The organism is Roseovarius sp. EC-HK134, from assembly GCF_902498815.1.
Lineage (GTDB): Bacteria > Pseudomonadota > Alphaproteobacteria > Rhodobacterales > Rhodobacteraceae > Roseovarius > Roseovarius mucosus_A.
Window position 1 is genome coordinate 3,025,629 of the sequence record NZ_LR701544.1, and the last position, 15,265, is coordinate 3,040,893.

Consider the following 15,265-nt stretch of genomic DNA (forward strand, 5'->3'; position numbering starts at 1 on the left):
GCCATACACCCCCAAGATCGCCACGTATCCTGCTGTCGAGTTGCTTTTATGTGGATAACCTCCTGACCCGCCTCGAGCCGATCTGAAATGCCAGACTTTCCGCCCTCGTCATTTCCACTGGTTCCTTGGTAAAACGATTTGCGATTGCGCCTGTTTGTCTACAGTTGTTCGAAATTCGGGATTGTTGATATTCTGATCTTCAGAACCTAAAGGGCGAGGGGGCCTATTTTACGGTTTCACAGTTTTCGCGAAGGCCGGCCAACGGGAATTCCACGGGCGCGAGTGCGCTTGGCGTTGCCACCACCGCCGCCAGCGTTTAGCCATGATGCACAGCATTTGGTGGAGCGTGACTATGAACCCGGTGGAGATCGAACAGGCTATTTCCGAACTCGCCGAACAACCGTTTGACGCGGCCGAATTCCCCTATGCCTTCCTCATGGCCTTCGGCAACAAGGACACCACCATCAAGCGCCTGCGTACCGGCGCGTCGAACAAGTCCGACATCGGCGGCGTCCTGCAGACCAACAACATCCACCTGAAAACCTGCGCGCCGGGCGACATCGCGGCAACGCTTGCCGCGTTGCGCGACAGCCCCGCCACCACGCGCGCCAAGGCAAAGTTCATCCTTGCCACCGATGGCATCGACCTTGAGGCCGAGGATCTGACCACCGGCGAAACCATCGCCTGTCGCTACACCGATTTCCCCGATCACTTCGGCTTCTTCCTGCCGCTCGCCGGCATCTCCACCGTCAAGCAGATCCGCGAAAGCGCCTTTGATATCCGCGCGACCAGCCGTCTCAACCGGCTCTATGTCGAACTGATCAAGGACAACCCCGACTGGGGCAGCGCCGAGAAACGCCACGACATGAACCACTTCATGGCGCGGCTGATCTTTTGCTTCTTCGCCGAAGACACCGACATCTTCGTCAGCGACAACCTGTTCACCGCCACCATCGACCAGATGGCGAACCGTGACGGGTCGAACACGCATCAGGTCATCGGCGAGATTTTCCGCGCGATGAACACGGCCATTCCGAAACGTGCCGAGGCCAGGCTGCCCCGTTGGGCCGACACCTTTCCCTATGTGAACGGCGGGCTGTTTTCGGGCAGCACCGATGTGCCGCGCTTTTCCAGGATCGCGCAGCGGTATCTCAGCCATATCGGCAGCCTCGACTGGACGCAGATCAACCCCGACATCTTTGGCTCGATGATCCAGGCCGTCGCGGATGAAGAGGAACGCTCGGTCCTGGGCATGCACTACACCTCGGTGCCGAACATCCTGAAGGTGCTGAACCCGCTCTTCCTAGATGATCTGCGCACGGAACTGGAGGCGGCGGGCGACAACGCGCGCAAGCTGGCCAATCTGCGGGCGCGCATGGCCAGGATTCGCGTGTTCGATCCCGCCTGCGGGTCGGGCAATTTCCTTGTCATCGCCTACAAGGAAATGCGTGGGCTGGAACATGAGATCAACAAGCGCCGGGGAGAGCCGCAGCGGCGCACCGACATTCCCCTGACCAACTATCGCGGGATCGAATTGCGCGATTTCTCGGCCGAGATCGCGCGGCTGGCGCTGATCATCGCGGAATACCAGTGCGACGTGACCTATCGCGGCCAGAAAGAGGCGCTGCGCGATTTCCTGCCGCTGGACGCGCAGAACTGGATCACCTGCGGCAACGCCCTGCGGCTGGACTGGCTGTCGGTCTGCCCGCCCACGGGGACGGGGGTGAAGTTTCAGGCCGATGACCTGTTCATGAAGCCAGAGGATCAGGCGCAGATCGACTTCGCGAATGAAGGGGGCGAGACCTATATCTGCGGCAACCCGCCTTATCTGGGGTCAACGTGGCAAAGCACGGAACAGAAAGAGGATTTGCAGCGCATTTTTGGCGGGCGCACGAAAAGCTGGAAGTCGCTGGATTATGTCGCGGGCTGGTTCATGAAGGCCGCCGATTACGGGCTGCACACGCCGACCGTTTCGGCCTTTGTGTCGACCAATTCGATCTGTCAGGGGCAACAGGTGCCGATCCTCTGGCCGCTGATCTTCCAGACAGGGCACGAGATTGCCTTTGCGCATACGAGTTTCAAATGGGCGAACCTTGCCAGTCATAATGCGGGTGTGACCGTGGCGATTGTGGCGATTTCTAATCACGCCGGACCAGTGCGCAAGCTGTTCTCACTGGCTGATGATGGTGGGTCAGTCGTGAAGGAAGCGGATAACATCAATGCTTATTTGGTGGCCGCGCCCAAGGTTGAAGTAACAGGCAGCAGAAGCCCTATCTCAGCGCTTAATATGATGACCTACGGTAACAAGCCTGTAGATGGTGGAAATCTATTTGTTGAACAACAGGATATTCCAACATCGTCACGTTCACTTGCTGAGCGAATTGTCAGACCCGTTGCAGGCAGCCATGATTTCATAAATGGCACAAACCGGTTTTGCATCTGGATTGAGGACAATGACCTTCAGGATGCAAGCGAAGATGTATTCTTTTCAAGCCGAATAGAGGCCAACCGGAAAAACAGACTGGCCAGCAAGGACGCAGGCGCAAGGAGTATGGCTTCAAGAGCGCACCAGTTCCGTGACACCGAAAAAGCAATAAATTGGTCGTTTATAGTGCCACGGCATACGTCCGAGAATCGCCCATTTTTGCCAATTGGAATGCTCACCGAGCGTTTTATTATCAATGACAGTGCCTTCGCCCTCTACGACGCCCCGCTCTGGAACATGGCGCTGATCGCCTCTCGCCTGCATCTGGTCTGGATCGCCACGGTTTGCGGAAAGCTGGAAACCCGATACCGCTATTCCAACACCCTCGGCTGGAACACCTTCCCCGTCCCGAAACTGACCGAAAAGAACCGCGCCGACCTGACAGCGGCGGCCGAAGGCATCCTTCTGGCCCGCGAGGCGCATTTCCCCGCCACGATCGCCGACCTCTACGACCCCGAAAAAATGCCCGCCAACCTTCGCGCGGCACACGACCACAACGACGAGGTTCTGGAACGCATCTACATCGGCCGCCGCTTCCGCAACGACACCGAACGGCTGGAAAAACTGTTCGAGATGTATACGCGGATGACGACCAAGGTGAGCGCCTGACCTTTGCCATAGCCCGGATGTGTGCTATGAATGCGCATGATCGGCCCACAGGAGGCACCCATGACCAAACGCGCCACAAACCTGACCATCGACCCCGCCCTGCTGGACGAGGCGCGCAGCCTGAACATCAACCTGTCGGCCACGTTCGAGGCCAGCCTGCGCGAGGCCGTGCGCAAACAGAAGGCCGCCGCCTGGCTGGAAGAAAACCGTGCCGCGATCCAAAGCTCGAACGAGTGGGTGGAAAAGCACGGGCTGCCGCTTGAACGCTACCGGCAGTTCTGATGGCACAATATGACGTGTTCCCGAACCCTACGGGCGATGGCTATATGCTGGATGTGCAGAACGACCTGCTGGAAGGGCTGAACGTGCGCACGGTGGTGCCGCTCTTGCCGCAAGGCAATGCCCCCATCGCCGCCAGCCGGTTGAACCCGGTGTTCCAGATCGACGGCGCGCCCTACCTGATGATGACGCAATACATCGCCGCCGTCCCGGTCGGCATTCTGAAGGCCCCCGTGGGGGATTTGTCCGAAAACTTCGACGCGGTCACATCCGCGCTCGACATGTTGTTTCACGGGTTTTGATGATGGCTAAGGTTCCCACCGTCGCCGTCACGTATGCGCGTAATGGCACATCGACCTCGTCGAACGAGCTTGGCATGCGGGTCATGCAAGAGCGCGCCTATGAAAAGCGGGGCGAGCAATACCTGCTGATCAAATCGCCACCCGCGAGCGGAAAATCACGCGCGCTGATGTTCATCGCGCTTGATAAGCTTCACAATCAGGGACTTAAACAGGCGCTGGTGGTGGTGCCGGAAAGATCCATCGGGTCAAGCTTTGCCGACGAGAGGCTCAGCGACTTCGGATTCTGGGCTGATTGGACGGTCGTGCCGCGCTGGAACCTGTGTAATGCACCGGGGGGCGATGATGGCAAGGTCGGCGCGGTGGGCAAGTTTCTGGCCAGTGAAGACCGGGTTCTGGTCTGCACCCATGCGACCTTTCGCTTTGCGGTGGAGCGGTTCGGGATCGAGGCGTTTGATGACCGGTTGATCGCGATTGACGAATTCCATCATGTCTCGATGAACCCCGACAACAAGCTGGGAAACCATCTGGGACAGTTGATTGCGCGGGACAAGGCACATATTGTGGCGATGACCGGGTCGTATTTCCGCGGCGATTCCGAGGCCGTTCTGTCGCCCGAGGACGAGGCCAGGTTCGAGCCTGTCACCTATACCTATTACGAGCAGCTCAACGGGTATAAGTATCTGAAATATCTTGATATCGGGTATTTCTTTTACTCAGGCTCCTATGCCGATGACATCCTCAAGGTGCTGGATCCAACCGAGAAGACGATTGTGCATATCCCCAATGTGAACTCGCGCGAAAGCACCAAGGACAAGCACAAGGAGGTCGAGCATATCCTTGACACCCTTGGCGAATGGACCGGCGCTGACCCGGTAACGGGCTTTCAACTGGTGACGCTGCCGGATGGTCGGGTGATCAAGATCGCGGATCTTGTCGATGACGAGCCTGCCAAGCGCGACAAGGTCTCGGCCGCGCTAAAAGACCCCGCGCAGAAGAACAACCGCGACCACGTCGACATCATCATCGCCTTGGGGATGGCCAAGGAGGGGTTCGACTGGATCTGGTGCGAACACGCGCTGACGGTCGGGTATCGCGCCAGCCTGACGGAGGTGGTGCAGATCATCGGGCGCGCGACGCGGGACGCGGCGGGTAAGGAGCGGGCGCGCTTCACCAACCTGATCGCAGAGCCGGATGCCTCTGATGAGGCCGTGCGTGAGGCGGTAAACGATACGCTCAAGGCGATTGCAGCGTCACTGGTCATGGAACAGGTGCTGACGCCGCGGTTCGAATTCAAGCTGAAGGCCCCGACCAATACCGCACAAGAGGGGTTTGATTACGGGGAAGGCGGCTATCAACCGGGCAAAGCCAATGTCGGTTTCAACGAGACGCGCGGCACGTTCCAGATCGAAATCGCAGGTTTGGCGCAGCCTGCGACAGCGGAGGCCAAACGGATCTGTCAGCAGGACATCAACGAGGTCATCACCGCGTTCGTGCAGGACAAAACGACCGTTGAACGCGGGTTGTTCGACGAAGAGTTGGTCCCTGAGGAACTCACCCAGGTCAAGATGGGGGCGATCGTGCGCGCGAAATACCCAGAACTGCCCCTGGAGGACCAAGAAGCGGTGCGCCAGCATGCGGTGGCCGCCCTGAACTTTACCCAACAGGCGAAGGCCGCCATTTTGAACGGGGGCGAGACGACGGAGGGCGCTAACACCGCCTTTGTGGATGGGGTGCGGCGCTTTGCGATGGACGTGCGTGATCTTGATATCGACCTGATCGACCGGATCAATCCGTTCAGCGAGGCCTATTCGATCCTTGCCAAGACAATGAGTGAAGCCAGCCTGAAGGAAGTGGCCGCGATCATCGGGGCCAAGAAGCTGAAAATGTCGCCTGAGGATGCCCGTGATCTCGCAAAGCGCGCTGTTATTTTTCGCAACGAGCGTGGACGGTTGCCCTCGTTGACGGCGGCGGACCCATGGGAAAAACGCATGGCAGAAGGTGTGGAGTTTCTTCGCCGCATGAAAGCAGAGGCGATGGATGGCTAAGTTTACGGATGAAGATGATGCGCTCTTGGCTGAGCTTGGGGTCGAGGTCGAACACAAGAGAACGTTGAGCCGCACACCCCGCGAGGAGCGGATCATCGCGGGGTTCGAGGAGATTCAGCGCTTCGTCGAGGCCCATGGCCGTCTTCCCCGCCATGATGAGGGCGGTGATATTTTCGAGCGGCTTTATGCTGTTCGCCTTGATCAATTGCGCGGTTCAGGAGAATGCCGCACGGTTTTGGCACCGCTTGATACTTCTGGCCTGCTTGACCGCGCGAACCCTGCGCCGGAAAAAGACTTGGATGATCTGGATGATGCGGCCCTATTGGCTGAACTCGGATTGGCCCCTGTCGAGAGTGAGTTGACCCAGTTGCGGTTCGTTCGCACGGCTGCCGAAAAGAATGCCGCGGAGGATGTTGCACAGAGGGACGTTTGCCCAGATTTTGTTGAGTTCAAGCCGCTCTTCGAAGAAATTCAGTCCGAAATTGACGCGGGCATTCGTGTTGCGCGGCCATTTGAGACGAAATCTGAAATTGCACCTGGGCGATTTTTTATTGTGCAGGGCCAAAAGGCCTATGTCGCCGAGATGGGGGAGGTGGAAACAAATGCCCAAGGACGCACCGACGCGCGTCTGCGGGTGATTTTTGACAATGGCACCCAGAGCAACATGCTGATGCGTTCGCTCCAGCGGGCCCTGAACGCCGATGAAAACGGACGGCGGATCACAGAGCCCGTTGCGGGGCCGCTATTTCTTGATGAACCGAGCGACAACGACGAGGCGAGCGGGATCATCTATGTGCTGGGAAGCAAATCTGATCACCCCTATGTCGAACAGCACCGCGCACTGGTTCACAAGATAGGTGTCACCAATCTGGATGTCCGTAAACGTATCGCGGGCGCCCAACTCCAGCCGACGTTTTTGATGGCTCCTGTCGAAATCCTCCGTGAATACAAGCTCTTCAACGTCAACCGCGTGAAACTGGAAGCGTTGCTGCACAAGATATTCGCGCCCGCGCAGATAGAAATCAAAATCCCCGACAGGTTCGGCCGACCCGTGTCGGCGAAGGAATGGTTCCTCGTGCCAATTTTTGTGGTTGATGAAGCGGTCGAGCGCATCAAGGATGGCTCGATCAAGGATTATGCCTACGACCCGGAAAGCGCTGCGCTCGTAAAATGCTGAGATAGGTCCTCATCTCGCCCCTGCGGCTGTCGCTCCCGGTAGCATTTTTATGGTGCAAATGAGATGCCTATGTGAAGGCAGAGCTAAGTAGGCATGTATTCCGACTGGAAATGTCAGATGACGGCAGCCAGTCCGGAGCAGACCCAGATGCAGGTTGCAGCATAGATGGGTCCATCGACAAGGAGGGCGGGGAGCGGACGTTCGAGGGCTTGCAATCGCACTTGGGCTTCACTGCGGAAGCGGACATTCCATGACCAATCTACAGCTTTCGAAAGGAAGCTAGTTGGATTTCTGCGATTAGGGTTGAGGCGCGCACGTAATCGATTTCTAATCACTGATTAGCGCAAGCGTTGCCTCGGACCCGGTGGCGCAGAAAGGGTATGATACATTGACTAACGATGAAAACGCGGCCAGCCAGGCATCTTCGGACCCTGTCCGGCGGCCTCTCCTCACAGTTACGCTTTCTGCATTCGGGCCGAAGAATGTTGATCCCTTGAGGCTCTCGCTGGCTACTGGGGATCGCGCCTTTGTGCTTGGCGGCAATGGCACCGGCAAATCCTCTTTGATGCAAAAGCTTTACCGTGAGCGTGGAAGCGCAAGTGTCGTCCGTGTTCCAGCATACCGCCAAATTTGGTTCAGCACCGGACAAATCGCAATTACCCCGGCACAGCGCACCAAACGCAATGACCACAAAGCCCATCAAGAAGCGCAAGAAGAAGCGCGCTATGTCGATCACACATCTGGGCAACGAATCCTCGAATACCTTTTCGACCTCGTTGCAAGGGAAGCAGATGCAAATGCCCGCGTTGCTGATCTTGTGCGCGGGAACGATATCGAACAGGCAAGAGAAAAGGGGGGCGAGGAAACGCCGATTATCACATTGAACCGCATCCTGCGCGACGCAAACCTCGGCGTTGAGATCGAAGGTCGGTTCAGCGATGGCGTGCGTGCCCGCCGGCGAGGAGGTGCTCCCTTTGATGCAGCACAACTATCCGATGGACAACGTGCAGCCTTGCTAATTGCAGCGACCGTTCTAACTGCTGAGCCGCAATCTATAATTTTAATTGATGAACCTGAACGTCACCTCCATCGCTCGATCTCTGCTCCGCTGCTTCGTGATCTTTTTGCTGAGCGCCCTGACTGTGCGATTGTTGTGTCTACACACGATATCGACCTGGCGGCCGACCATCCGGGAGCAAGGGCTTTGCTCCTGCGAGATTACCGCCAAGCTACTCCGCAAACTGATCTGGAAGCGTGGGACTTCGACTTGCTGTCATCCGGCGGGACGCTGCCAGATGAGTTGCGCGTCGATGTTCTAGGTGCCCGGCGTGTGATTGTGTTTGTTGAAGGTGATAGCGCTCGAAGCCTTGATCACGACTTGTATCGCGCGTTGCTGCCTGATGTGAGCGTGGTTGCAAAGGGAAGCTGTCGACACGTTATTGAGGCTGTTCGTGGAGTTCGAGCCGCCAGAGGAGAGCATTGGATCGAAGCATTCGGTCTCATTGACCGGGATGGACGAAGCTCAGATGCCATGACAGCCTTTTCCGAGGAAGGCGTATACCTCTTAAGCGTAAACGCCGTTGAGTCAATTTACTACCATCCAGATATGATCCACTTGATGGCGCAAAGATCAGCCGCTTTTGGAGGTGGCGACACCAATAAAATGATCAGTGATGCACAAGAGGCTGCATTGGAAGCCTTCACTGCAAACCCCGACGATATGTGCGCGCAAGCAGTGGAGCACCAAATACGAGAGAAAATAATGGCGGCGCTACCCACCGCCAAAGACATCCTCGCGTTGACTGCGGCTCCACCGAGCTGGAACGTCGTAGAGCTAATGGATAAAGAACGTGCCTTGCTTGTTCAGGCAAAGGAGCAGAATGACCTAATCACGCTTGTTCAGCGCTACCGGATCAAACGGTCTGCAGCACCGAACCGGATCGCAGGCGCTCTCGGGTTTCGCGGACGTGATCAATATGAGCTGGCTGTTCGCCATCTACTGCGAGAAAATGCTAACGCACTGGATGCAGCCCGCGCGCTTTTGGGTGGTCTATGGCGTGCAATATCCTCAATCTAGAAGGATGGCTTATTCGAGGGCGCAACAGCACTCCTCAGCCGATCGGCCGAGCTAAGAAATCGCTACGAGTGTCTGATTACCCATAACACTGCGGACCGCGGTGGCCGTCAGAGTTTGCTTTGAACACCACAAGCGGCCGCTTTTGTGACAGCTGCAGTGCAGAATATTGGCATCCCGAAAGGCAGATTTGGGCCAGGTGTGTCTTGAAGGGCACCATAGCTTCCAGTTTTGCACCGTCAGCTCCCTGCGCTTGGCTGCCGGTCGCACCTTCGCCGAAAGGCGGATGGGCTCCAGAGGCAATCTGGGAAACTTGCGTCAGGTGCAGAACACTAGTATCGGCCTCAAAAAACCACCGGTAGCGCGTTGATCGCCTCCCGAAGCCGTTCGGTGGGCGCGTGCTTGCTATAGGTCTTTTCATGAACATCTTTGCCCTCGTGCCCGACGATGTCGCGCACCACTTTGTCGCTGATGCCCAATTCGTCTTCCATCACATTCTGAACGTAGTGGCGAAGGCTTTGGAATGACAGCCTCGCACCAGATGGACCGAAGACGTCATCTACGATCTGACGCATACGACGACCGAGTTTCCTGCCGTGTGCGCCGCTGGTAGGCTCCCGCAGGCTTGGGAAGATGTCTGTATGTCCTTGGGATGCCTGTCTTTTTACGTAGCCAAGAAAACCCAACTGGACCAACCGCGAATGGACCGGAACAATACGCTTTGAAGATATGTTCTTGATCCGCCGGATTTCCGAGTCCTCGATCGAAAAGCAGGTGATGCCGTCGACAGTTATGATGTCGGCAACGCCCAATCCGGCGATCTCTTCACGTCGTGCGCCCGTGTATGCTCCGATCAAGGGGCACCAGTAGATCCCGTTTTCATAAACAGTGGGGCCGGGTCGGGTCTGAAAGTGTTCTGATTCAGAGCCTTGCCAGACGGGGCTCTTGAATAACTTCAAGAGTTGCTCTTCGGTAAATGCAGGCTTCTTGTCACGATCTCGAACAGGGTCGGAAAGCCGTGCTTTGGTCGGCTTCAGACGCGGATCGAGCGAAAATCCCTCGTCCAATGCCCATTCTACGATCTGTCCCAAATGTTCCAGATGACGGTTGATCGTCCCGACAGACAGTCCAACCTTGTCGGCTGGCAGAGCTTGGGCGCGCTTCATGATCTGATCGCGTGTTGCGTTGCGGTCATTTGGGCTCTTCCCCCAACTTTTCGGCATTCTGCTGAGATCTGCGCGAAAGGCCTTCACTTGATGCTGTCGCAGCGTTCTGATGTCGCTGATGCCGGTCAAGCATGTGAACAAATTGGCAAAACTTTCGTATTGGCGGAGTGTCTTTTCCTCGATGTTTTCCGCGCGCTTGATCTCGTTCATGCGCTGGACGATGGCCGAGATCGTCGGGTCCAGGGTTGGTTCATCCGCATGAATATGGCTCACAGGAGCGGGGAGGGCCGGAGGATTTACGGGTTGATCTGGTTGAACAAATGATATGGCCGCAGGCGCAGGACATGCTTCAATGGATACAGGCGTGGGCGGATCATCCGTCAGTGCGCCCATGAGGCCGGGATCATCCTGACACATTTCGTCAGCAATGATGCCCATGGGCGCAAGCGCTTCGTCACAACGATTCCAGGCGGCAGCCTTGCCTTCGATCATCAGATTCATCAGCGTTACGATTTCCATAGCGGAAACATCTTCGCGTCCAGTCAATTCCCGGAAATCCCGTGCCACGATCCGTGCGCGGACGTCGCCAGTCAGATCGGCGCGGATCATTTCAAGGTTCGTCTTGCGAAGGTCGCGTTCGGGAACGTCTTCGGGAAGTTTCGCGTGCAACCCGGATTTTGCGATGTGCTGCCAGACAGATCGAACGGCCTCATCGTGGCGCAGATCATCCGCGGGGTCTTTGGTATCGAAACGGCGCATCATCTGGAGCCTTTCGATCTTGGCACGCTCAAGGTGGACCACATTGGCCAACCACTTACGTGCCTCGACCGCCGTGATCTGACGATCCACCAACTTTTCCATAACGATATCGCTCTCCGCACTCATCTTGCGGGACAATATAAGCGCTGTGCGCAGATCAGTCGTCCCCAGAGAGAGCTTGATATCGACGATTCCTGTGGATTGTCGGCGCGACCGTCGGCGCCATTGATAGACGTTGCCGCGTTTCATCAGGTGGGGAAGTGACTGCATGTCGTAGGTCCGTTCGGTTGAACAGACACGAAGGTGGCTTCGTCGGGATGTAACACCCCGATGTAACACCCACGCACCCATATAGGGAAAACGTGAGTGTTTTTAGCCACTTACAGTTTAAATGGCTCCGGCGGTAGGGATCGAACCTACGACCAATTGATTAACAGTCAACTGCTCTACCGCTGAGCTACGCCGGAACACTAGGGCCGTATAGCAACCGGATTCGGGGAGGTCCAGAGGCTTTGTGACAAAAATTTAGGACGAGGTGCAGGTGGTTTGGAGGCGTGCGAATTTTGCGTCTGCCTGTAGTTCGCCGACTGGCGCGACTTGGGATTTCTGCATCAGGTCGATGAGATGCGCGAGCACGTTGCGGCGGGCCGCGGCGAGAAGGCTTTGTGGGGTGTCGGCATAGACGTGGCTGGTAATCTCGGTGGGGGTCAGCGGTGCCCGCGTGAGGGAATCGAGGATTGCCGCCTCGCGCGCTTTGCGATGCGCGACGAGCCAGTCGACGCGGGCTTTGGGATGTTCGATCACTGCCCCGTGGCCGGGCAGAAAACGCCGCGCCTTCAGCGCGCCAAGACGCGCGCAAGACCGCAGAAAATCTGTCAGATCGCCGTCTGGTGGCGAAACCAGAGAGCTGGCCCAGCCCATCACCAGATCGCCGGACAGCACGCTGTCTGCGATCTCAAAGCTCATGTGATTGCCGAAATGCCCCGGTGTCCAATGCGCGGTGATCTGCCAGTTATCCCCCATGATCCGTTCCCCGTCGCAGAGCACCAGATCGGGGGCAAACTCCGTATCCACGCCCTCACCACCGCCCATAAGCCCGCTTTCGGCGAGGCTCTGCATCACGGCGCTGCGCCCGGCGGTGGCATCGCCATAGGCCAGCACCGGTGCGCCGGTTTCAGCCGAGAGGCGCGCGGCAAGAGGGGAATGATCCAGATGCGCATGCGTGACAAGAATATGGCTCACGCTCTGGCCCGGACCCAAGGCCGCAAGGATCGCTGCGAGATGGGCAGGGGTGTCGGGGCCCGGGTCGATCACCGCAAGGCGGCGCGTGCCCACAAGATAGGTGTTGGTCCCCCAAAACGTCATGGGCGAGGGGTTGGGCGCAAGAATGCGACGGATCGCCTGTCCGACATCCTCGGCCATGCCTACAGGGGGGCTTTTTCCTTGGTCGGCTTGCATGGCTCTTCCTTATGGCTGCGCGCGCGGCTAGGTTTAGCCATGTCGTTGCGTTGGCTCAAACCCTATCTTCCGCGAAGTCTCTATGCACGGGCCGTGTTGATCCTGCTTTTGCCGGTGATCACGCTGCTCTTGGTGGTGTCGCTCGTGTTTGCCCAGAGGCTGTTTGACGATGTCACGCAGCAAATGGTTAAGACGGTGGCGCGCGAGGTGCGCTTGGTGCTTGATGAACCCGAAGGCAGCCCGGTGTCAGAAATGCTGGAAATCGAGCGGCGGCGGGTGCCCGCATCCGAGATGCCAGAGGCCGATGACTATGATTGGTTCGACCTTTCTGGAAGCGTGGTTATTCGCGAATTACGTGGCTATTTCGAGGATCTCGAGCGTGTTTCACTGACCGATAATCAGTTTGTTATGCTTTATTTTCATAGGGATGGTGGGGTGGTCGAGCTTGTGTTTGACCGGCGCCGGGTGTCCGCGCGGCGGCCCTATCAAGTGCTGCTCAATCTGGCGTTCTATGGCATCCTCATGACCGTTGTCTCGTATGTCTACATGCGCAAACAGCTCAAGCCGATTACCCGGCTGGCTGAGGCGGCAGAGGCCTTTGGGCGCGGGCGGCATGTGCCCTATCGGGCCTCTGGTGCCCTAGAGGTGCGGGCTGCGGGCAATGCCTTTCTCGACATGCGAGCGCGGCTTGAACGGCAGATTGAGCAGCGCACGCTGATGCTCTCGGGCGTGAGCCATGACCTGAGAACGCCGCTGACCCGGCTGAGATTGAGCCTTGCGATGCTGGAGGATGAAGAGGCGGCCCCCATGCTGCGCGACGTGCGCGATATGGAGCGTTTGCTGGAAGGGTTTCTGGCCTTTGCGCGCGGGGCGCATGAGGGCGAGCCGGAACCGGTCGATCCGATTGCGCTTGTGACACAGATTGTCGAAGATGCCCAACGTGCACAGAATGACGTGACTTTGGTGGAGGCACGGGGCGTGGGCACGGTGGCTTTGCGGGCGGAGAATATTCGCCGTGCGGTCGAGAACCTGATCAACAACGCGGTGCGCTATGGCTCGCGGGCTGAGGTTTCGGTGGTCATGACCGAAAAATCATTGAGAATCAGGGTTGAGGATGACGGGCCTGGCATTCCGCCTGACAGCAGGGACGATGCAATCAAGCCATTCACCCGGCTGGAACCTGCGCGAAACCAGAATCGCGGCATGGGGGTCGGCTTGGGCTTGTCCATCGTGCTAGATGTGGCGCGGGCGCATGGTGGCACACTACGATTGGGAGAGAGCGCGCGGCTAGGTGGCCTGTGCGCGGATATTGTCATTGCGCGATGATCTCATCTCAGCGCGCAATGATTTTTGATAAAATGCTTCGAAAGTAACGGGTTACCCGGTGCGCCTCTCATCAAAGCTGAGCGCGATGAAGCTGGGCAGATGATCCCCAAGACCCATGACACGCGGCCCGCCACCGTGATCCTGACGCCCGCGGCCCTCTCTGTGGCGCGGGGCGTTATCGTCATTGCGGTCGCGATTGCGGTCCTGCCGGGGTTCGGGCGTCCGCTCGGGGCGGCGTTCCTGTGGGCGTTCCTGCGGTGGGGTCGCCTCAACTGCCTGTTCGGAAACGGTTTCCGGGGCCTTGTGGCTGGCGGCGGGACGCTCTTCGGGCTTTCCGCGGCTGACATTGCGTGCGCGGCGCGGTTTGGCGGGGCGCTCCTCGCTGCCCTGCGGCGGTTCGGTTTCTGTGGTCGGAGGGGTGAAGGTCACGGGGCTTTCGACCCGGGGAATTTCCTTTTGAATCAGGGATTCAACCCCGGCAAGGTTCTTTTCGTCGCGCGGGTTGCAGATCATCAGCGCCTTGCCGCTGCGCCCGGCCCGGCCGGTGCGCCCAATGCGGTGAACGTAATCTTCTGCATGGCTGGGCACGTCAAAGTTAAACACATGGCTGACCGCTGGCACGTCAAGTCCACGGGCGGCCACGTCAGAGGCGATCAGAAAGCGCAGCGTGCCTGCGCGAAAGCCGTCGAGTGTGCGCGTGCGCTGGCTTTGGTCCAAGTCACCGTGAATGGGTGCCGCATCATACCCGTATTTTATCAAAGACTTAGCGACCACATCTACATCAATCTTGCGATTGCAAAAAATGATGGCATTGCTACAGGCAGCACCTTCGCGGTCAATCAGTGCGCGCAGCAACTTGCGTTTTTCGCTATCGGCATTCTCACGGCGGGACGGTTTGAACATCACCACGCCTTGCTCGATCGTCTCGGAGGCGGTGGCCTGACGGGCAACCTCGACCCGAGCGGGGTTGGACAGGAAGGTATTGGTGATGCGCTCAATCTCGGGTGCCATGGTGGCAGAGAAGAAAAGCGTCTGACGGGTGAAGGGGGTAAGGCTGAAAATCCGTTCAATATCAGGAATAAAGCCCATGTCGAGCATGCGATCAGCCTCGTCCACGACCATGATCTGAACGCCGGTCAGCAAGAGCTTGCCGCGTTCGAAATGGTCGAGCAGACGACCTGGCGTTGCGATGAGAACATCAACGCCCTTGTCGATCAGCTTGTCCTGTTCCTTGAAGCTGACGCCGCCGATGAGCAGCGCCTTTGTAAGCTTTAAGTGTTTGGAATATGTATCAAAATTCTCGGCCACTTGGGCTGCGAGTTCGCGCGTGGGGCACAGGACCAAGCTGCGTGGCATGCGGGCGCGGGCGCGTCCACGTGACAAAAGCGAGAGCATGGGCAAGGTGAAGCTGGCGGTTTTGCCGGTGCCGGTTTGGGCGATGCCGAGAACGTCGCGGCCGACGAGCGCGTGAGGGATGGCTTCGGCCTGAATGGGTGTGGGCGTTTCGTAACCGGCCTCTTCGATGGCCTTTAACACCTTGGGATTCAGGTTCAGATCGGAAAATTTTGTCATGTGTATCCGTGGT

At 57.9% G+C, this 15,265-nt stretch carries 10 protein-coding genes and 1 tRNA gene; 7 read left to right on the forward strand and 4 right to left on the reverse strand.

Annotated features, from left to right (window positions below; genetic code table 11):
• Positions 1-352: 352 nt before the first annotated feature.
• The 6 genes from GC127_RS18475 (at position 353) to GC127_RS18500 (ending at position 8,974) form a co-directional block, all read left to right on the forward strand.
• On the forward strand, positions 353-3,094 hold the full coding sequence (locus GC127_RS18475) for a DNA methyltransferase (protein WP_151979326.1): 2,742 nt from the start codon (positions 353-355) through the stop codon (positions 3,092-3,094).
• A gap of 60 nt (positions 3,095-3,154) precedes the next feature.
• Positions 3,155-3,376: a type II toxin-antitoxin system CcdA family antitoxin gene (locus GC127_RS18480; RefSeq protein ID WP_254700181.1), complete on the forward strand. Its 222-nt coding sequence runs from the start codon at positions 3,155-3,157 to the stop codon at positions 3,374-3,376.
• Positions 3,376-3,675 (forward strand): CcdB family protein, encoded by a 300-nt coding sequence (locus GC127_RS18485; protein WP_151979328.1) that lies wholly within the window; start codon positions 3,376-3,378, stop codon positions 3,673-3,675. The genes GC127_RS18480 and GC127_RS18485 overlap by 1 nt, the downstream gene beginning before the upstream one ends.
• A complete protein-coding gene (locus tag GC127_RS18490; protein ID WP_151979329.1) occupies positions 3,675-5,720 on the forward strand; it encodes a DEAD/DEAH box helicase in 2,046 nt (681 codons plus the stop codon). The genes GC127_RS18485 and GC127_RS18490 overlap by 1 nt, the downstream gene beginning before the upstream one ends.
• A gap of 25 nt (positions 5,721-5,745) precedes the next feature.
• On the forward strand, positions 5,746-6,897 hold the full coding sequence (locus GC127_RS18495) for a GIY-YIG nuclease family protein (protein WP_254700185.1): 1,152 nt from the start codon (positions 5,746-5,748) through the stop codon (positions 6,895-6,897).
• A gap of 493 nt (positions 6,898-7,390) precedes the next feature.
• Positions 7,391-8,974: an AAA family ATPase gene (locus GC127_RS18500; protein WP_217524495.1), complete on the forward strand. Its 1,584-nt coding sequence runs from the start codon at positions 7,391-7,393 to the stop codon at positions 8,972-8,974.
• A 341-nt stretch (positions 8,975-9,315) separates the two neighbouring features.
• On the opposite strand, the gene GC127_RS18505 is transcribed toward GC127_RS18500, so the two are convergent.
• The 3 genes from GC127_RS18505 to GC127_RS18515 form a co-directional block, all read right to left on the reverse strand.
• A complete protein-coding gene (locus tag GC127_RS18505; protein WP_151979332.1) occupies positions 9,316-11,166 on the reverse strand; it encodes a site-specific integrase in 1,851 nt (616 codons plus the stop codon).
• Positions 11,167-11,288: 122 nt separating this feature from the next.
• Positions 11,289-11,363: transfer RNA gene (locus GC127_RS18510), tRNA-Asn, on the reverse strand.
• Between the two features lie 58 nt (positions 11,364-11,421).
• Positions 11,422-12,354, reverse strand: a complete 933-nt coding sequence (locus GC127_RS18515) for an MBL fold metallo-hydrolase (protein WP_151979333.1) — start codon at positions 12,352-12,354, stop codon at positions 11,422-11,424.
• 39 nt (positions 12,355-12,393) lie between these two features.
• Between GC127_RS18515 and GC127_RS18520 the strand changes: the two genes are divergently transcribed.
• Entirely contained in the window at positions 12,394-13,680 is a 1,287-nt protein-coding gene (locus GC127_RS18520) for an ATP-binding protein (protein ID WP_008282998.1), read from the forward strand.
• Between the two features lie 51 nt (positions 13,681-13,731).
• Here the strand turns inward: GC127_RS18520 and GC127_RS18525 are convergent, their stop codons facing one another.
• Complete coding sequence (locus GC127_RS18525) at positions 13,732-15,252, reverse strand: DEAD/DEAH box helicase (protein WP_151979334.1); 1,521 nt, start codon at positions 15,250-15,252, stop codon at positions 13,732-13,734.
• Positions 15,253-15,265 lie beyond the last annotated feature (13 nt).

What these genes read in the sequence shown, in the direction of transcription:
- GC127_RS18475 (WP_151979326.1), top strand. Translation starts at nt 353, where the DNA reads ATGAACCCGGTGGAGATCGAACAGGCTATTTCCGAACTCGCCGAACAA.
- GC127_RS18480 (WP_254700181.1), top strand. Translation starts at nt 3,155, where the DNA reads ATGACCAAACGCGCCACAAACCTGACCATCGACCCCGCCCTGCTGGAC.
- GC127_RS18485 (WP_151979328.1), top strand. Translation starts at nt 3,376, where the DNA reads ATGGCACAATATGACGTGTTCCCGAACCCTACGGGCGATGGCTATATG.
- GC127_RS18490 (WP_151979329.1), top strand. Translation starts at nt 3,675, where the DNA reads ATGATGGCTAAGGTTCCCACCGTCGCCGTCACGTATGCGCGTAATGGC.
- GC127_RS18505 (WP_151979332.1), bottom strand. Translation starts at nt 11,166, where the DNA reads ATGCAGTCACTTCCCCACCTGATGAAACGCGGCAACGTCTATCAATGG.
- GC127_RS18515 (WP_151979333.1), bottom strand. Translation starts at nt 12,354, where the DNA reads ATGCAAGCCGACCAAGGAAAAAGCCCCCCTGTAGGCATGGCCGAGGAT.
- GC127_RS18520 (WP_008282998.1), top strand. Translation starts at nt 12,394, where the DNA reads ATGTCGTTGCGTTGGCTCAAACCCTATCTTCCGCGAAGTCTCTATGCA.
- GC127_RS18525 (WP_151979334.1), bottom strand. Translation starts at nt 15,252, where the DNA reads ATGACAAAATTTTCCGATCTGAACCTGAATCCCAAGGTGTTAAAGGCC.